At 60.8% G+C, this 16,843-nt stretch carries 18 protein-coding genes; 10 read left to right on the forward strand and 8 right to left on the reverse strand.

Going from position 1 to position 16,843, the window contains the following annotated elements:
* Positions 1 to 33: 33 nt before the first annotated feature.
* Positions 34 to 1,230 carry a glycine C-acetyltransferase gene (gene kbl, locus ACP39K_RS22205; protein ID WP_004931154.1) on the forward strand — a complete coding sequence of 399 codons (1,197 nt, stop codon included), beginning with the start codon at positions 34 to 36 and terminating at the stop codon, positions 1,228 to 1,230.
* Positions 1,231 to 1,239: 9 nt separating this feature from the next.
* Positions 1,240 to 2,265, forward strand: a complete 1,026-nt coding sequence (gene tdh, locus ACP39K_RS22210; protein WP_016929697.1) for an L-threonine 3-dehydrogenase — start codon at positions 1,240 to 1,242, stop codon at positions 2,263 to 2,265.
* Between the two features lie 40 nt (positions 2,266 to 2,305).
* Here the strand turns inward: tdh and ACP39K_RS22215 are convergent, their stop codons facing one another.
* The 3 genes from ACP39K_RS22215 to gpmM are packed head-to-tail and all read right to left on the reverse strand — an operon-like array spanning position 2,306 to position 6,150.
* Positions 2,306 to 3,259 carry a divergent polysaccharide deacetylase family protein gene (locus tag ACP39K_RS22215; protein ID WP_016929698.1) on the reverse strand — a complete coding sequence of 318 codons (954 nt, stop codon included), beginning with the start codon at positions 3,257 to 3,259 and terminating at the stop codon, positions 2,306 to 2,308.
* Between the two features lie 2 nt (positions 3,260 to 3,261).
* Positions 3,262 to 4,596, reverse strand: coding sequence for a murein hydrolase activator EnvC (gene envC, locus ACP39K_RS22220; protein WP_028128084.1), 1,335 nt, complete (start codon positions 4,594 to 4,596; stop codon positions 3,262 to 3,264).
* A 9-nt stretch (positions 4,597 to 4,605) separates the two neighbouring features.
* Positions 4,606 to 6,150, reverse strand: coding sequence for a 2,3-bisphosphoglycerate-independent phosphoglycerate mutase (gene gpmM, locus ACP39K_RS22225; protein ID WP_115116374.1), 1,545 nt, complete (start codon positions 6,148 to 6,150; stop codon positions 4,606 to 4,608).
* 297 nt (positions 6,151 to 6,447) lie between these two features.
* On the opposite strand from gpmM, the gene ACP39K_RS22230 reads away from it, so the two are divergent.
* The 5 genes from ACP39K_RS22230 (at position 6,448) to cysE (ending at position 9,634) form a co-directional block, all read left to right on the forward strand.
* Entirely contained in the window at positions 6,448 to 6,882 is a 435-nt protein-coding gene (locus tag ACP39K_RS22230) for a rhodanese-like domain-containing protein (RefSeq protein WP_016929700.1), read from the forward strand.
* A gap of 28 nt (positions 6,883 to 6,910) precedes the next feature.
* A complete protein-coding gene (gene grxC, locus ACP39K_RS22235; RefSeq protein ID WP_004931142.1) occupies positions 6,911 to 7,159 on the forward strand; it encodes a glutaredoxin 3 in 249 nt (82 codons plus the stop codon).
* A gap of 57 nt (positions 7,160 to 7,216) precedes the next feature.
* Positions 7,217 to 7,687: a protein-export chaperone SecB gene (gene secB / locus ACP39K_RS22240; protein WP_004931139.1), complete on the forward strand. Its 471-nt coding sequence runs from the start codon at positions 7,217 to 7,219 to the stop codon at positions 7,685 to 7,687.
* On the forward strand, positions 7,687 to 8,706 hold the full coding sequence (gpsA, locus tag ACP39K_RS22245; protein WP_243810716.1) for an NAD(P)H-dependent glycerol-3-phosphate dehydrogenase: 1,020 nt from the start codon (positions 7,687 to 7,689) through the stop codon (positions 8,704 to 8,706). The genes secB and gpsA overlap by 1 nt, the downstream gene beginning before the upstream one ends.
* A gap of 106 nt (positions 8,707 to 8,812) precedes the next feature.
* A complete protein-coding gene (gene cysE, locus ACP39K_RS22250) occupies positions 8,813 to 9,634 on the forward strand; it encodes a serine O-acetyltransferase (RefSeq protein WP_004931135.1) in 822 nt (273 codons plus the stop codon).
* Between the two features lie 61 nt (positions 9,635 to 9,695).
* On the opposite strand, the gene ACP39K_RS22255 is transcribed toward cysE, so the two are convergent.
* From ACP39K_RS22255 to cpxR, 5 genes are all read right to left on the reverse strand, one after another.
* Positions 9,696 to 10,367: a DUF3313 domain-containing protein gene (locus ACP39K_RS22255; protein ID WP_033639138.1), complete on the reverse strand. Its 672-nt coding sequence runs from the start codon at positions 10,365 to 10,367 to the stop codon at positions 9,696 to 9,698.
* A gap of 104 nt (positions 10,368 to 10,471) precedes the next feature.
* Positions 10,472 to 11,245: a CHAD domain-containing protein gene (locus tag ACP39K_RS22260; RefSeq protein WP_342153288.1), complete on the reverse strand. Its 774-nt coding sequence runs from the start codon at positions 11,243 to 11,245 to the stop codon at positions 10,472 to 10,474.
* Between the two features lie 51 nt (positions 11,246 to 11,296).
* Entirely contained in the window at positions 11,297 to 11,770 is a 474-nt protein-coding gene (gene trmL, locus ACP39K_RS22265) for a tRNA (uridine(34)/cytosine(34)/5-carboxymethylaminomethyluridine(34)-2'-O)-methyltransferase TrmL (protein WP_004931130.1), read from the reverse strand.
* 43 nt (positions 11,771 to 11,813) lie between these two features.
* On the reverse strand, positions 11,814 to 13,208 hold the full coding sequence (gene cpxA, locus ACP39K_RS22270) for an envelope stress sensor histidine kinase CpxA (RefSeq protein WP_497008839.1): 1,395 nt from the start codon (positions 13,206 to 13,208) through the stop codon (positions 11,814 to 11,816).
* Positions 13,205 to 13,903 (reverse strand): envelope stress response regulator transcription factor CpxR, encoded by a 699-nt coding sequence (gene cpxR / locus ACP39K_RS22275; protein ID WP_004931124.1) that lies wholly within the window; start codon positions 13,901 to 13,903, stop codon positions 13,205 to 13,207. Before cpxR ends, cpxA begins: the two co-directional genes overlap by 4 nt.
* Positions 13,904 to 14,051: 148 nt before the next feature.
* Here cpxR and cpxP point away from each other — a divergent pair, with 148 nt between their 5' ends.
* From cpxP to pfkA, 3 genes are all read left to right on the forward strand, one after another.
* Positions 14,052 to 14,531 carry a cell-envelope stress modulator CpxP gene (gene cpxP, locus ACP39K_RS22280; RefSeq protein ID WP_004931122.1) on the forward strand — a complete coding sequence of 160 codons (480 nt, stop codon included), beginning with the start codon at positions 14,052 to 14,054 and terminating at the stop codon, positions 14,529 to 14,531.
* A 132-nt stretch (positions 14,532 to 14,663) separates the two neighbouring features.
* Positions 14,664 to 15,566, forward strand: coding sequence for a CDF family cation-efflux transporter FieF (fieF, locus tag ACP39K_RS22285; RefSeq protein ID WP_060445393.1), 903 nt, complete (start codon positions 14,664 to 14,666; stop codon positions 15,564 to 15,566).
* 231 nt (positions 15,567 to 15,797) lie between these two features.
* Positions 15,798 to 16,760 carry a 6-phosphofructokinase gene (gene pfkA, locus ACP39K_RS22290; RefSeq protein WP_004931116.1) on the forward strand — a complete coding sequence of 321 codons (963 nt, stop codon included), beginning with the start codon at positions 15,798 to 15,800 and terminating at the stop codon, positions 16,758 to 16,760.
* The last annotated feature ends 83 nt before the right edge of the window (positions 16,761 to 16,843 follow it).

A 16,843-nucleotide genomic window follows, 5' to 3' on the forward strand; every position in this document is an offset into this window, starting at 1 on the left:
TGCCGCAAATAGCCCAATCCTGGAGATAACCGAATGTCAGCGTCTTTTTATCAGCAGTTGGAACAACAGCTTGCCGCCACGCGCAGTGAAGGGCTGTTCAAGGAAGAACGCATCATCACCTCCGCGCAACAGGCGGATATCGCCGTCGCCGACGGCAGCCATGTGATCAACTTCTGCGCCAATAACTACCTGGGCCTGGCCAACCACCCGGCGCTGATCGCCGCCGCCAAGTCTGGCATGGACAGCCACGGTTTCGGCATGGCGTCGGTGCGCTTCATCTGCGGCACCCAGGACAGCCACAAGCAGCTGGAACAGAAACTGGCGGCCTTTTTGGGCATGGAAGACGCGATCCTGTACTCCTCTTGCTTCGACGCCAACGGCGGGCTGTTCGAAACCCTGCTCGGCCCGGAAGACGCCATTATCTCCGATGCGCTGAACCACGCGTCGATCATCGACGGCGTGCGCCTGTGCAAGGCCAAGCGCTATCGCTATGCCAATAACGACATGACCGAGCTGGCCGCGCAGCTGAAGCAGGCCAAAGCCGACGGCGCGCGTCACATCCTGATCGCCACCGACGGCGTCTTCTCGATGGACGGCGTGATCGCCAACCTGAAAGGGGTTTGCGATCTGGCGGACGAATACCAGGCGCTGGTGATGGTGGATGACTCTCACGCGGTGGGCTTTGTCGGCGCCAACGGGCGCGGCACCCATGAATACTGTGAAGTGATGGGCCGCGTCGATATCATCACCGGTACGTTAGGCAAAGCGCTGGGCGGCGCGTCCGGCGGCTACACCGCCGCCAAGAAAGAAGTGGTGGAGTGGCTGCGCCAGCGTTCGCGCCCGTACCTGTTCTCCAACTCCCTGGCGCCGGCGATCGTCGCCGCGTCGATCAAAGTGCTGGAACTGCTGGAAGAGGGCGATGCCCTGCGCGATCGCCTGTGGGCCAACGCGCGTCTGTTCCGCGAAAAAATGACCGCCGCCGGCTTCACCCTGGCCGGCGCCGATCACGCCATCATCCCGGTCATGCTGGGTGAGGCGAAGCTGGCGCAGGAATTCGCCAATGCGTTGCTTAAGGAAGGCATCTATGTGACCGGTTTCTTCTATCCGGTGGTGCCGAAAGGCCAGGCGCGCATCCGTACCCAGATGTCCGCCGACCACACCCCGGAGCAAATCGAACGCGCAGTGGCGGCGTTTACACGTATCGGTAAGGATCTTGGCGTTATTGCATAAGGTAAAACCATGAAAGCACTGTCAAAACTGAAAGCGGAAGAAGGGATTTGGATGACCGACGTGCCTCAGCCGGAGCTGGGCCACAACGACATCATGATCAAAATCCGCAAAACCGCGATCTGCGGCACCGATGTGCATATCTACAACTGGGACGAGTGGTCGCAAAAAACCATTCCGGTTCCGATGGTGGTCGGCCATGAATATGTGGGCGAAGTGGTGGCGATCGGTCAGGAAGTCAAAGGCTTCAGCATCGGCGATCGCGTGTCCGGCGAAGGCCACATCACCTGCGGGCACTGCCGCAACTGCCGCGGCGGCCGCACGCACCTGTGCCGCAACACCGTCGGCGTGGGCGTGAACCGTCCGGGCAGCTTCGCGGAATACCTGGTGATCCCGGCGTTCAACGCCTTCAAGATCCCGGATAACATCTCCGACGAGCTGGCTTCGATCTTCGATCCGTTCGGTAACGCGGTGCACACCGCACTGTCGTTCGATCTGGTCGGGGAAGACGTGCTGGTGTCCGGCGCCGGCCCGATCGGCATCATGGCGGCGGCGGTGTGCAAACACGTCGGCGCTCGCCATGTGGTGATCACCGATGTTAACGAATACCGCCTGGAACTGGCGCGCAAGATGGGCGTGACCCGTGCGGTGAACGTCAGCAAGGAAAACCTCAGCGACGTGATGGCCGAGCTGGGCATGACCGAAGGGTTCGACGTCGGTTTGGAAATGTCCGGCGCGCCGCCGGCGTTCCGCACGCTGCTTAATGCGATGAACCACGGCGGGCGTATCGCCATGCTGGGCATTCCGCCTTCGGATATGTCGATCGACTGGAATCAGGTGATTTTCAAAGGGCTGTTTATCAAAGGGATTTACGGCCGTGAAATGTTCGAAACCTGGTACAAGATGGCGGCGCTGATCCAGTCCGGTCTGGATTTGACTCCGATCATCACCCACCGTTTCTCGATCGACGAGTTCCAGCAGGGCTTCGACGCCATGCGCTCCGGCAAGTCGGGCAAAGTGGTGCTGAGCTGGGATTAATCTCGGCAAATGTGAAAAGGGCCGGAATTCCGGCCCTTTTTTATGCTTGCGGTTTGGCTTGCGTCCAGTGTTGCCAGTGACGCTTGATGAAGTTCACCGGCGGCGAGGTGGCAATGCTGTCGGCGATAACGCCCAGCGCGGTGCCGGCGTTGGTTTTTTCCTTCGGCGGTTTGACCTTGCACTGCTTGATGCCGCCGCTGAACGGATTCTTCGGCTGCGGTTTTTGCGGTTTGACCGGCGGCGGGACGTAGCTGCCACCGCCGTTGCCCTGCGGTTCGTTCAGCAGCGCGCTCGGTTTGACCAGCACGATATCGGCGGGCAGCGACGGCAGCATCTGCTGCAGCACTTTCACCGTCGCCGGGCGCGGGTGGCCGATGGCGATGGCGGATCCGTTGCGCCGCGCCAATTCGACCGCGCGGTTGAACTGGCGGCGGATGTCGGCTTCGTTCGCGGTATCGTCGAGGAACACCCTGCGTTTGATCACCTTCACGCCGGTGCCGGCCGCGGCGCGGGTCGCCTGGCTGCTGCCGATGGTCATGCTGTCGAGGAAGTACAGACGGTAGCTTTCGAGCGCCTGCATCACTTTCTGCATGCCCGGCAGGCTGGAGGTCATGGCGCTGCCCATGTGGTTGTTCATGCCGACCGCGTAGGGCACGTTGTTCACTGCGTTGCGGATGATGCGCTGGATCTCGTCGCTGCTCATGGCGGGCTGTAGGGTATCGCGCTCCAGCGGCTGCTTGCTGAGCGGCGCCATCGGCATGTGGATCAAGACTTCGCGGCCCTGGCTGTGGGCGCGGGTGGCCATCAGGCGAGCATGCGGCGCGTTGGGCAAGACTGCGACCGAGATCGCCGTCGGCATTTGCAGCACCGCGTTTTCTTCGTGAGGGCGGTAGCCCACGTCATCGATGACGATGGAGAGTTTTCCTGCCTGCGCAGCGTAAACCTGCAGCAGACAGCCGATTAACAAAGCTGTACGGGTTTTGACATAACGCAAATCTATCTTCCCAACCACGGCAGTGGGTTAACCGCCTGTCCCTGACGACGGATTTCGAAATAGAGCGACGGCGTTCCCTGGCCGCCGCTGGTGCCGACCAGTGCGATCGGCTGGCCGGCGCGCACCTGCGCCCCGACGTTGACCAACGCGCTTTGGTTGTAGCCGTACACGCTCATGTCGCCTTTACCGTGTTCGACCACCACCATCAGGCCATAGCCTTGCAGCCAGTCGGCCAGCAGCACGCGGCCATCGGCGACGGCTTTCACTTCGCTGCCTTCGCGGGCTTCGATCACCATGCCTTTCCAGCGTAGCTCGCCCTGCTGCTGTTCGCCAAAGCCGTGCAGCGTGCGGCCGCGCACCGGCCACATCAGCTGGCCGGCCGGACGGCCGAGGCCGCCGGTTCGCGCCATCAGCGAGCGATCGGCTTCGCTAGGTTTGTAGGTGGTGCCGGTTTTCTTCGCCTGCTGTTCCTTGATGCGCACCTGTTCGCGCACTTTGGCCGCTTCACGCGCTTCGCGTTCGGCGCGCGCACGGGCTTCGCGCTCCGCCCGAGCGATCTTGTCGCGCATGCGGGCTTCGTTTTGGCGCAGTTCCACCAGGCGTTGTTGGTCTTTTTCCAGCGAAGCTTCCAGCGCGGTCAGCGTTTTCTTGCGGGCGCCGCGCGCCTGCTCCAGCTTCTGCTGCTGTGTCTGTTGTTCGCTCAGTAAGGATTTTTGCTGGCCCTGTTTAGCCACCAGCGTGGTTTTTTGCTTCGCCAGCTCGGCGCGGGTCTGTTTCAACTCTTCGATGGTTTTCTGGCGCGCTTCATTCAGATAGCCGAAATAGGCCAGAATACGTTCGCTGCGCTGGCTTTCTTCACCGCTGAGGATCAGCTGCACGGCGCTGTGCTGCCCTTGCCGGAAGGCGGCGTCAAGCTGTTTGGCGAGGAGGTTTTGCTGGGTCGATTGCTGCTTTTGCAGTTTGGCTATCGAGGCGTTCAGGCCGGAAATGTCCTTGCCCAACTGGGTGAGCGTGCCCTGGGTGTCGCGCAACTGGCGGCTGGCTTGGGCGATGGTTTTTTCCTGTTGACGCAGCTGATCCTGCAGCGAGCTGCGTTGCTGTTGCTGCTGCTTCACCGCTTTTTCTTTCTCGGCGATGCTCTGCTGGATGTCTTTCAACTGGGATTTATTGTCTTCCGCCGCCTGGCCGGCGAGCGGCAACAGCAAGACGCCAGCGCAAAATACGCTGGCGCACATGGCGGTGAACGTCCTTGGCGCGGTGCGTTCAGGCAGCGGACGGCTGCCTGCGTTTGCGCTTCGGGTTACCCTTGATAGTGCAAAAAACGCCTTCTCCCTCATGGAGAAGGATTATTCCACGATGAACAGCGGCTTACCAGTCATCTCTTGCGGGATTTCCATTCCCATCAGCGTTAACAGGGTTGGCGCGATGTCCGAAAGCTTGCCGCCTTCGACCGCGCGCGCCGGTTTGCCGACGTAAATCAGCGGCACCGGCAGGCTGGTGTGGGCGGTGTGCGCCTGGCCGGTGGCCGGATCGCGCATCTGCTCGGCGTTGCCGTGATCGGCGGTGATCAGCAGCTGACCGTCGACGTCGCGCACCGCGTCAACCACCTGAGCGATGCAGGCGTCCAGCGTTTCCACCGCTTTGACCGCCGCGTCATACACGCCGGTATGCCCCACCATGTCGCCGTTCGGGTAGTTGCAGATGATGGCGTCGTATTTGCCGCTGCGGATGGCGCTCAGCAGCTTGTCGGTCAGTTCGGCGGCGCTCATCTCCGGCTGCAGATCGTAGGTGGCGACCTGCGGCGAGTTGACCAGCACGCGGTCTTCGCCCTTGAACGGCGCTTCCACGCCGCCGTTATAGAAGAAGGTGACGTGGGCGTATTTTTCGGTTTCCGAGATGCGCAGCTGGGTTTTGTCGTGCTTCATCAGCCATTCGCCGAAGGTGTTGGCCAGCGGCGCCGGCGGATAGGCGCAGGCGGTCGCGATGTCGGCGGCGTATTCGGTCAGCATCACGAAATCGCCGAACTGCACCTGCTTGGCGCGCGGGAAACCGTCGAAATCCGCGTTCACGAAAGCGCGGGTGATCTGGCGCGCGCGATCGGCGCGGAAGTTCATGAAGATCAACGCGTCGCCGTCCTGCATTGCGGCATCGGCCTCACCGGCGGCGCGGATCACGGTCGGTCTGACGAACTCGTCGTTTTCACCGCGCTGATAAGCGGCCTGCAGGCCGGCGACCGCATCGTCGGCCACGGAGTCGCCTTTGGCCGCGGTCAGCAGGTCATAGGCCAGCTGCACGCGATCCCAGCGGTTGTCGCGGTCCATCGCGTAGTAGCGGCCGATCAGCGAGGCGATGCGCCCGACGCCCAACGCGGCGAAGGCGTCGCAGCAGCGTTGCAGCGGGGCTTCGGCGCTGCGCGGCGGCGTGTCGCGCCCGTCGAGGAAGGCATGCAGATAAATGGCTTTGGCGCCGCGCTGAGCGGCCAGTTTAATCATGGCCAGGATGTGCTCGTCATGGCTGTGCACGCCGCCCGGCGACAGCAGGCCCATGATATGCACCGCCTTGCCGGCCGCCACGGCCTTATCCACGGCGGCGGTCAGCACCGGGTTGGCGAAGAAGTCGCCGTCGGCGATCGCTTTGTCCAACCGGGTCAGATCCTGGTACACGATGCGCCCGGCGCCCAGATTGACGTGGCCGACTTCGGAGTTGCCCATTTGCCCATCGGGCAGGCCGACATCCAGCCCGGAGGCGGCGATCAGCGTATGCGGCTGCTCCCGCCACAGACGATCCATCACCGGGGTGCCGGCGTTCAGGATCGCGTTGTCCTGCCGCTCTTCACGGTGGCCGTAACCGTCCAGGATCACCAGGACCATCGGTTTTTTGTTGTTCGACATTGCATTGACCTCTTATGAACTTTTTAAGCTGCGAATAGCCATGCGCCCGCCGCAAGCATGGCTATTCGCCCTCGAAAAACCGGCTGATTTTACATCGCCGCCGGCGAGAAATAGCCCAAAGAGATCAAGGTTGCGGCGAATCGCGCGGGCTTTTATGCTCTGACCTCGGGAATTTCTCAGCGCAGCCCGCAGTTTCTACAATCGCGCTTGCTTATTGGCTGTATTTGCCGCACTCGGCAGGTATACTCTGGAACCTTGACTTATTTATCCCTTAACTGACGGGAGTTGTTACACCCCATGCTGCAAGAAATTATGCCATTCGTAAGCAGACACCCGATTCTGAGCCTGGCTTGGATCGCTCTGCTGGTCGCCGTGATCGTCATGACTTTCAAAAGCCGTTTCTCCAAGGTCAAAGAGATCGCCCGCGGTGAAGCTATCCGCCTGATCAACAAAGAAGAAGCCGTGGTGGTCGACACCCGCAGCCGCGACGATTTCCGCCGTGGTCACCTGGCCAGCGCCATTAACCTGACCGCCAGCGAAATCAAAAGCGGCAGCCTGGGCGAGCTGGAAAAACACAAAGCGCAGCCGATCATCGTCGTATGCGCCAACGGCACCGCCTCCCGCGAGCCGGCGGAGAACCTGAGCAAGGCCGGTTTTGAAAAGGTGACGATGCTGAAAGACGGCATCGCCGGCTGGAGCGGAGAAAACCTGCCGCTGGTGCGCGGTAAGTAACCGTTTAACCTATTTGAGGTGGCAATCCATGGCTAACATTGATATCTACACCAAAGCGACCTGTCCGTTCTGCCATCGCGCCAAGGCGCTGTTGAACAGCAAGGGCGCGGCGTTTAACGAGATCGCCATCGACGGCGATAACGCCAAGCGCGAAGTGATGATCGAGCGCAGCGGGCGCACCACCGTGCCGCAGATTTTCATCGACGGCCGGCATATCGGCGGCTGTGATGATTTATATGAACTCGATGCTCGCGGCGGCCTGGATCCGCTGCTTTAAGCAGCTTGCCGGTTCACCGAGTGTCAATAAGGACGTTTAACCAAGGGTATTACTCACATGTCAGAACAAAACAGCACCGAAATGGCTTTCCAGATCCAACGTATCTATACCAAGGATATCTCCTTCGAAGCGCCGAACGCGCCGCAGGTTTTCCAGCAGGAATGGCAGCCGGAAGTTAAACTTGATCTGGATACCGCGTCCAGCCAGCTGGCTGACGAAGTGTATGAAGTGGTACTGCGCGTAACCGTGACGGCGACCCTGGGCGAAGAGACGGCGTTCCTGTGCGAAGTGCAACAGGCGGGCATCTTCTCGGTAGCAGGCATCGAAGGCACGCAGCTGGCGCATTGCCTGGGTGCATACTGCCCGAACATCCTGTTCCCGTATGCGCGCGAGTGCATCACCAGCCTGGTTTCCCGCGGCACCTTCCCGCAGCTGAACCTGGCACCGGTCAACTTTGACGCGCTGTTCATGAACTATCTGCAGCAGCAGGCGGAAGGCGAAGGTGCCGCACCACATCAGGATGCCTGATGAACACCGTCAATGCTTCAATGACTGTTATCGGTGCCGGCTCGTACGGCACCGCATTGGCCATTACGCTGGCGCGTAACGGCCATTCCGTGGTGCTGTGGGGGCACAACCCCGCGCAAATTCAAACGTTGCAGCACGATCGCTGCAATCAGGCGTTTCTGCCCGACGTTCCCTTCCCCGATACCCTGCTGCTTGAAGCCGATTTGGCGCGTGCGCTGGCCGCCAGCCGCGACGTGCTGGTGGTGGTGCCGAGCCACGTGTTCGGCGACGTGCTGCGCCAGCTGAAGCCGCATCTGCGCCCGGACGCCCGCATCGTGTGGGCCACCAAGGGATTGGAAGCGGAATCCGGTCGGTTGCTGCAGGACGTGGCGCGTGAGGCGCTGGGCGAGACGATCCCGCTGGCGGTGCTCTCCGGGCCGACGTTCGCCAAAGAGCTGGCCGCCGGCCTGCCGACGGCGATCGCGCTGGCGGCGACCGATGCGCAGTTCGCCGACGATCTGCAACAGCTGCTGCACTGCGGCAAGAGCTTCCGCGTCTACAGCAATCCCGACTTCATCGGCGTGCAGCTTGGCGGCGCGGTGAAGAACGTGATCGCCATCGGCGCCGGCATGTCCGACGGCATCGGTTTCGGCGCCAACGCCCGTACCGCGTTGATTACACGCGGGCTGGCGGAAATGAGCCGTCTGGGTTCTGCGCTGGGCGCCGATCCTTCGACGTTCATGGGCATGGCGGGGCTGGGGGATCTGGTGCTAACCTGCACGGACAACCAGTCGCGCAACCGTCGCTTCGGCATTATGCTGGGGCAGGGTAAAGGCGTGCAGGAAGCGCAGGACAGTATCGGTCAGGTGGTCGAGGGCTATCGCAATACCAAAGAGGTGTTGGCGTTGGCGCAGCGGCACGGTGTGGAAATGCCGATCACCGAACAGATTTATCAGGTGCTTTACTGCCACAAGGACGCCCGCGAAGCGGCGCTGAGCCTGCTGGGGCGAGCCCGAAAGGACGAAAAACCCAGCGCGTGACATAAAACGATATGTCGGGGCAGCTGAATGCTGACCCCGCAAATGACCTGGGCCGCTTCGCGCTACCGTGTGAAGCGGCCCGTTTGGCAAGGTAAAGGGGTATGTGATGTCGTCAGAAGAGTTGGAACAGGTCTGGAACAGCATTAAATCAGAAGCGCGAGCACTGGCTGATTGTGAACCGATGCTGGCCAGCTTTTTCCATGCGACGTTGCTCAAGCACGAGAATCTGGGCAGCGCGCTCAGCTATATGCTGGCCAACAAGCTGGCCACGCCGATCATGCCCGCCATCGCGGTGCGCGAGGTGGTGGAAGAGGCCTACAAGTCTGACAACCAGATGATCGTTTCGGCGGCGCGCGATATCCTCGCGGTGCGCCTGCGTGACCCTGCGGTCGATAAATACTCCACGCCGCTGCTTTACCTGAAGGGGTTCCATGCGCTGCAGGCTTACCGCATCGGTCACTGGCTGTGGCAGCAAGGGCGGCAGGCGCTGGCGATCTACCTGCAAAATCAAATTTCCGTCGCCTTCGGCGTGGACATCCACCCGGCGGCGACCATCGGTTGCGGCATCATGCTCGACCACGCCACCGGCATCGTGATCGGTGAAACGGCGGTGGTGGAGAACAACGTCTCTATCCTGCAGTCGGTCACCCTGGGCGGTACCGGTAAAACCAGCGGCGACCGTCATCCGAAAATCCGTGAAGGGGTGATGATTGGCGCAGGCGCCAAAATTCTCGGCAATATCGAAGTGGGCAAGGGCGCCAAGATCGGCGCGGGCTCGGTGGTCTTGCAGGCGATACCGCCGCACACCACCGCCGCCGGCGTGCCGGCGCGCATCGTCGGGCGGCCGGAAAGCGATACGCCGTCGATGGATATGGACCAATACTTCAACGGCACCAATCACGGCTTCGAGTACGGCGACGGCATTTGAACGCCGTTTGCGTATCCATTCAGGGGGAGCTTCGGCTCCCCCTGTGTTTTTCAGGCGGCGGTCAGCCCTGCTTAGGGAAGTTGGTGATATCGGTAACGATGTCGTCGATCGCCGCCTTGACGTCATCCGCCGTGACCGGCGTGCTGTCGTTGTTGACGGTTTTACCGTAGGCCTTGCGTACCACTTCCAGCACCGTTTTACCGGTATCCTGGTCGATCAACTCGCCTTCGATATACAGCGCGGTATTTTGCGTCCGGTGCCCGGTAGCCGCCATAGTGCTGGCAACCACCGCCGCGACAGGCACCACCTCATAGAACTTCATGTCTTCGTTTTCGGCCGAAACGGCGGTGATGGCGAGTTTGGCCACCAGAACGCGCGAGCCCGTCGGGCTTGGCAGAATGGTAAAGCGGTTCTGCAGCGCGGTTTTGATTCGCTGGGTCGCGTAGGCCTTAATCTTGTTCAGCGTGTCCTGGCTGACGCGCGCCGTGGGTTTCTCCGACGGGAAATAGACCACCGGTTGGAAATAGATGCCGCGATAGTTGGATTCCTTGTAGCTTGGATCTACCCAGCGCAGCGTTTTATGACCGCTTGGTGAGGTGGTTTCCTGCAGTTTGCTGTAATCGGACAAGAAGCCCGAATATTGCGACGTTTGGGTGACTTTGGACGAACAGCCCGCCAGCAACAGGCCCGCTGCCAGAACGGCCATGGCAACGCTCAAGCGTTGTTTTTTCATGTGGTTTCCTATGATGAGTGGTGATTACCCTTACAAAACATAGCGCATTATCTGCGCCTCATCGGGCATTTTCGGGGCCGGGCGTGCCCTGCTGCGGCCTTTTTTCAGGATCGTGATGCGCCGCCGGTTTTCGCCGCCAGTGCCGGTGATAAGGCGGCGAGCAAGGCGTCCGCTCTGACCAGCGCCTGGCGTTGCTCAGCTTGCCACCGGGGCAACAAGGGCCAGAGATCCGCCTGATGTTCTGCCTGCAGGCACCAGATCTCCCTATCGTGCCAGTCACCGAGGGCGTTTTGCGCCGCTTTCAGGCTCGCCATCGCGGCGGGAGAGAGGGGAAGGCGCTGCGGATAGGCTTCAGCCGCGTAACGCAGGCGTTTTATCAGCAGCCGCAGGCGATGGCGATCGTAGCCGGTATCGGCCAATGCCCGGCGCAATTGCCGCTGCTGGCGCTGCAGGCGTCTATTCAGGCGGTGTTTGGCGCCGCGCCGCGCGGTGCGGCGAAAGCGGCGCGGCCAGGCGTGCAAAAGCGAGGGAAAGCCGATGAGCTGCGGATGAGCGAGCAGTTGACGGCAGCGGGCCTGAAGTTCGCTCTGGCGCGCGTTGGCCTGCCAATCGAGGCGATGACGCGCCAGCTCGGCGATCAGCACCTCGAGATCGCGCAGCGGCGTCGTGAGCTTGCCTAATTCGGCGGCGGCCCGATCGAGCCGGGTTGCGCCGGGGCAGCCGCGCAACGGACGCAGCAGGCTGCGAATGCGGCGCAGGCAGACGCGCAAGTCATGCAGCGCTTCGCTGTCTTGCGCCTGTTGCAGCCGCAACAGCGCCTCGTTCAGCGCCGGTTCGAGCCGGCGAAACTGGGTGACAATCTCTGCGACGAAAGCCATGTGCCGTGCCTGGAAGGGGTTAACCTTTCCAGTATGGCGCGACGTTGCGAATTACGCCTTGATCAGCGCACCGGCATAGTCCAGCTGCCGCCAGGCTTCATACACCACTACCGATACGGCATTCGACAGGTTCATGCTGCGGCTTTGCGCCTGCATCGGGATGCGGATTTTTTGCTGCGCAGGCAGCGCATCGAGGATGTCGGCAGGCAACCCGCGCGTTTCCGGGCCGAACAGCAGGTAGTCGCCGGCCTGGTAGCTGACGGCGCTGTGCGCCGGCGTGCCCTTGGTGGTGAGGGCAAACAGCCGCTGCGGGTTTTCGGCGGCGAGAAAGGCGGCGTAATCGGCATGACGGCTAACGCGGGTGAACTCATGATAGTCCAGCCCGGCGCGGCGCAGGCGCTTGTCGTCCCACGGGAAACCCAGCGGTTCGATCAGGTGCAGATTAAAGCCGGTATTGGCGCACAGGCGGATGATATTGCCGGTATTGGGTGGAATTTCGGGTTCAAATAAAACGATGTTCAGCATGTTGCAGGCCCCTCGTGAACGAGGGGCGCAGGATAGCAAACTCTTACTGTTCTGTCTTAGACGATAGGCGTTGATGATGCAGCGGCAGCCACAGCACCAGCCGCAGACCGCCAAGCGGGCTGTCTCCGGCCTTCACCCAGCCGCGATGCTGATTGACCGCCGCCTCGACGATAGCCAGGCCAAGGCCGGTGCCGCCGGACTCACGGTCGCGCGCCTCATCGGTGCGGTAGAACGGACGGAAGATCTGCTCGCGGTCTTCGGCGCTGACGCCGGGGCCGTCGTCGTCAACCTGGATGGTCACGCCCTGATTGTCGGCGCTGAACGCCACGGCGATGCGGGTGTGTGAATACCGCAGGGCGTTGCGCACGATGTTTTCCAACGCGCTGTCCAGCGCGCTCGCGTTGCCGAACAGCGTCCACGGGCCGGGCGGCGCAGCGATCTCCAACTGCTTGCCCATCTGTTCGGCTTCGAAACGGGCGTTATCCAGCACGTCGGCCCACAGTTCGTTGGCCTTCAACTGCTCGCGCGCCAGCTCGCCCTTTTGCTGCCCGCGCGACAGCGCCAGCAGATCGTTGATCATCGAATCCAGCCGTTGCGCTTCGGTTTCGATGCGCGCCAGCTCGTGGCCTTCGCCGTGGCGGCGGCGCATCAGCGCGGTGGCCAGCTGCAGGCGAGTCAGCGGCGTGCGCAGCTCGTGCGAGATGTCCGAGATCAACCGTTGCTGGGCGTTCATCATGCGTTCCAGCGCGCTGACCATCTGGTTGAAGCTGGCGCCGGTGGCCAGGAACTCCTGCGGGCCGGCCTCCAGTTCCGGATGCTGCTTCAGGTTGCCGCGCGCCACGTCATCGGCGGCGTTCTTCAGCTTGCGAGCCGGTTTCGCCAGGCTCCAGGCCAGCCACAGCAGCAGCGGGGCGCTGATCAGCATGGTGACGATCAGCAGCAGCAGCGGCCGGTCGAACATCAGGTTGATGAAATCGGATTGCGGGCTGTTGGCGGGACGGATCAGGTACAGCTGGTAGTTGTCTTCGCCGTCGCGCACCGCGAACGGCCCGACCAGCTCGACGCGGCCGTACTTTTTCTTCTTGGGATGATCCGAGTTGTCGGATTGGCCGATGAAGTTGCGGACGATCTGCATTTCGTTGCGCTGCGCGCCGATCACCCGGCCTTCGCTGGTGACCAGCAGCAGGCGCTGGCCCGGCGGCGCCCATTTGTCGATGGCGCGGAACAGGCGGCGCCACCACATCAGATCGTTGGCCGGATCGTTTTGCAACTCGGCCTCGACGTGCTGTTCCAGCATCAACCCCTGCCGCTGCTCGCTGTCGAGCAATGAGGTCATCTGGCGGGAGTCGAGCTTGGGCACCATCAGCACCAGCATTAGCACCAAGGCTAACGTGAACCAGAAAATGGCGAAGATGCGTGCCGTCAAACTGTTGATCATGTTGCAGATACCATCAAATAACCACGCCCGCGCAGGGTTTTGAACCACGGATGCCCGTCTTTGCGATCCGGCAGCTTACGCCGCAGGTTGGAGATATGCATGTCGATGGCGCGATCGAACGGGGTCAGGCGTTTGCCCAGCACTTCCTGGCTCAGCAGTTCGCGTGACACCACCTGGCCGAGGTGCTGCGCCAGCAGATACAGCAGGGTGAACTCGGTGCCGGTCAGATCCAGCACCTGGCCGTCGAAGCTGGCCTCCTGGCGGCCGGGGTTCAGCTGCAGGCCATCGACATCCAGCGTCGGGGCGCCGCTGTCGACCTGCTGCTGCTGTTCGCTCCAGTTGGAACGGCGCAGAATGGCGCGAATGCGCGCGACCAGTTCGCGATCGTTGAAGGGTTTCGGCAGGTAATCATCGGCGCCCAGCTCCAGGCCCAACACGCGGTCCAGTTCGCTGCCGCGCGCGGTCAGCATGATGACCGGCGTCTGGTGATGTTGGCGCAGTTCTTTCAACGTATCGATGCCGTTTTTCTTCGGCATCATGATGTCGAGCAGCAGCAGATCGACGGAGCTGTCCAGCAGCGACAACGCCTGCTCGCCATCGTGCGCGACGACGATATTAAAACCTTCCATTTCAAGCAGTTCTTTTAACAGCGAGGTCAACTCGCGGTCGTCGTCAACTAACAGAATCTTGTTCATTATGATTTACCTCCAGACGCAAAATACGTCATCAACTGTTGCCATTCCATGACTTTACGTAGTTTTACATGCACTGACGCAGGTTTTCAGGTGTGGCGGTACACTGCTCCTCGTTGATTCGCAAAGTGAGAAAGCTTGAGGAGTTGAAATGCGTAAGGTGACCGCATTAGTTATGGCATCACTGCTGGCAATTGGTTCGACCGCTGCCTTCGCTGCCGACACTATACCGGACACAGCTCAACCTCCCGGCAACGACGCGATGACCCGAATACCCGGCCAGCACCATATGTTCGACGGTGTCAGCCTCAGCGAACAGCAGCGCCAGCAAATGCGCGATTTGATGCGCCAGGCCCGGCACGATCTGCCTGGTGTCAATGTAGCTGAAATGGAAGCCATGCATAAACTGGTGACCGCAGAGAAATTTGACGAAGCCGCCGTGTACGCCCAGGCGGAAAAGATGGCCCAACAGCAGGTCAAGCGCCAGGTCGAAATGGCCCGGGTGCGCAACCAAATGTATAACCTGCTGACGCCAGAGCAAAAAAGTGTTTTAGACCAGAAACATCAGCAGCGCATGCAGCAGATGGAGCAGCAAATTTCTGGTTTGCAGCAAGCTTCTGCCCAGAAGTGAAGTACGACTGAGTAGTCCCCTGTTTTTCCTTGCCATAGACACCATCCCTGTCTTCCCCGCCATGATGGCGGGGTTTTTTTTATCCGACATTTCGCTATATTGAGCGCCATACCTTTTGACCGGGATCCCTCAATGGAACAGCGCTATGCACGCCTGGTAAAGTCCGCTGCGTTGGCCGCTACCGCGCTGGCGTCGTCGCTGTTGTTGATCAAAATCGTCGCCTGGTATCACACCGGTTCTGTCAGTCTGCTGGCGGCCCTGGTGGATTCGCTGGTCGATATCGCGGCATCGCTGACCAACCTTCTGGTGGTGCGCTATTCGCTGCAGCCGGCCGATGCCGAGCACACCTTCGGCCACGGCAAAGCGGAGTCGCTGGCGGCGCTGGCGCAAAGCATGTTTATTTCCGGTTCCGCCCTGTTTCTGTTTCTCACCGGCTTCCAGCATCTGTATGCGCCGCAAACGCTGCGCGATCCCGGCGTTGGGGTCGTCGTGACGGTGATCGCGTTGGCCAGCACCCTGATGCTGGTCACCTATCAACGCTGGGTGGTCAGAAAAACGCGCAGCCAGGCCGTGCGCGCAGATATGCTGCATTATCAGTCAGATGTCATGATGAATGGTGCTATTCTTATCGCTCTTGGGCTAAGCTGGTACGGCTTCCAGCGCGCGGATGCGCTGTTTGCGCTGGGCATCGGCGTTTACATCCTGTATAGCGCGCTGCGCATGGGCTACGAAGCGGTGCAGTCGCTGTTGGATCGGGCGTTGCCGGATGACGAGCGCCAGGCGATTATCGCCGTGGTTTCCTCCTGGCCCGGGGTGAAAGGCGCGCACGATCTGCGCACGCGGCAGTCAGGGCCGACGCGTTTTATCCAACTGCATCTTGAGATGGACGACACGCTGCCGCTGCGCGAGGCGCATCGGTTGGCCGATCAGGTGGAACAGGCGTTGCGGCACCGTTTTGCGGGGGCGGACGTCATCATTCACCTGGATCCATGCTCCGTGGTGCCGCCGGGTAGGCAGGGGCATTGGGAGCTATAATCAGATAGAGGCACAGATCGAAGTATTATCATGAATATCTGAGTTAGCTCAGCGTGCCATGCGGTGTTTTAACCGTTATATTGCGTGACTTGAATCAATTCAGCTGGGTGTTTTTGATATAATATCCAGCAATAAGCCATAAAGCTGGTTTTCTGCAGCCGGAGAGGTTTCAAGACGATCGGCGGAGACAGAATTCTTAAGAAATTGCATCTACACAGTTCAGAGGTAGTCATGATCAAGAAAATCGGTGTACTGACGAGCGGCGGTGATTCGCCGGGTATGAACGCTGCAATCCGCGGCGTTGTGCGTTCTGCGCTTTCAGAAGGTCTGGAAGTTTTTGGTATTTACGATGGCTACCTTGGCTTGTACGAAGATCGCATGGAGCAGCTGGACCGTTATAGCGTGTCCGACATGATCAACCGCGGCGGCACCTTCCTCGGCTCGGCCCGCTTCCCGGAATTCAGGGATGAAAACGTGCGCGCCAAGGCGATTGAAAACCTGAAGAATCGCGGCATCGACGCGCTGGTGGTGATCGGCGGCGACGGTTCTTACATGGGCGCCAAACGCCTGACGGAAGAAGGCTTCCCGTGCATCGGTCTGCCGGGCACCATCGATAACGATGTCGCCGGTACCGACTACACCATCGGTTACTTCACCGCGCTGGAAACCGTGGTGGAAGCGATCGACCGCCTGCGCGATACCTCCTCGTCGCACCAGCGTATCTCCATCGTGGAAGTGATGGGCCGTTACTGCGGCGATCTGACGCTGGCGGCGGCGATTGCCGGCGGCTGCGAGTTCATCGTGCTGCCTGAAATCGAATTCAACCGCGAAGATCTGGTGTGCGAAATCAAGGCCGGTATCGCCAAAGGCAAAAAACACGCCATCGTGGCGATCACCGAGCACATCTGCGACATCGATGAGCTGGCGCGCCACATTGAGCAGGAAACCAAGCGTGAAACCCGCGCCACCGTGCTGGGCCACATTCAGCGCGGCGGTTCGCCGGTCGCCTATGACCGCATCCTGGCCTCGCGCATGGGCGCCTACGCCATCGAACTGCTGCTGCAGGGGTACGGCGGCCGCTGCGTCGGTATCCAGAACGAAAAGATGGTGCATCACGACATCATCGACGCGATCGAAAACATGAAGCGTCCGTTCAAGGGCGACTGGCTGGAAACGGCGAAAAAGCTGTACTGATTCGCCGCTCACCGCGCGCTGAAAGCCTCCGCTTGCGGGGGCTTTTTTATGCTCACCGGCGACATATTCCAGAATCATCTAGC

This window comes from Serratia sp. EC4, assembly GCF_059652115.1.

Coding starts and splice junctions, on each gene's coding strand:
- kbl (WP_004931154.1), top strand. CDS start 34: ATGTCAGCGTCTTTTTATCAGCAGTTGGAACAACAGCTTGCCGCCACG.
- tdh (WP_016929697.1), top strand. CDS start 1,240: ATGAAAGCACTGTCAAAACTGAAAGCGGAAGAAGGGATTTGGATGACC.
- envC (WP_028128084.1), bottom strand. CDS start 4,596: ATGAGGGAGAAGGCGTTTTTTGCACTATCAAGGGTAACCCGAAGCGCA.
- gpmM (WP_115116374.1), bottom strand. CDS start 6,150: ATGTCGAACAACAAAAAACCGATGGTCCTGGTGATCCTGGACGGTTAC.
- ACP39K_RS22230 (WP_016929700.1), top strand. CDS start 6,448: ATGCTGCAAGAAATTATGCCATTCGTAAGCAGACACCCGATTCTGAGC.
- grxC (WP_004931142.1), top strand. CDS start 6,911: ATGGCTAACATTGATATCTACACCAAAGCGACCTGTCCGTTCTGCCAT.
- secB (WP_004931139.1), top strand. CDS start 7,217: ATGTCAGAACAAAACAGCACCGAAATGGCTTTCCAGATCCAACGTATC.
- gpsA (WP_243810716.1), top strand. CDS start 7,687: ATGAACACCGTCAATGCTTCAATGACTGTTATCGGTGCCGGCTCGTAC.
- cysE (WP_004931135.1), top strand. CDS start 8,813: ATGTCGTCAGAAGAGTTGGAACAGGTCTGGAACAGCATTAAATCAGAA.
- ACP39K_RS22255 (WP_033639138.1), bottom strand. CDS start 10,367: ATGAAAAAACAACGCTTGAGCGTTGCCATGGCCGTTCTGGCAGCGGGC.
- ACP39K_RS22260 (WP_342153288.1), bottom strand. CDS start 11,245: ATGGCTTTCGTCGCAGAGATTGTCACCCAGTTTCGCCGGCTCGAACCG.
- trmL (WP_004931130.1), bottom strand. CDS start 11,770: ATGCTGAACATCGTTTTATTTGAACCCGAAATTCCACCCAATACCGGC.
- cpxA (WP_497008839.1), bottom strand. CDS start 13,208: ATGATCAACAGTTTGACGGCACGCATCTTCGCCATTTTCTGGTTCACG.
- cpxR (WP_004931124.1), bottom strand. CDS start 13,903: ATGAACAAGATTCTGTTAGTTGACGACGACCGCGAGTTGACCTCGCTG.
- cpxP (WP_004931122.1), top strand. CDS start 14,052: ATGCGTAAGGTGACCGCATTAGTTATGGCATCACTGCTGGCAATTGGT.
- fieF (WP_060445393.1), top strand. CDS start 14,664: ATGGAACAGCGCTATGCACGCCTGGTAAAGTCCGCTGCGTTGGCCGCT.
- pfkA (WP_004931116.1), top strand. CDS start 15,798: ATGATCAAGAAAATCGGTGTACTGACGAGCGGCGGTGATTCGCCGGGT.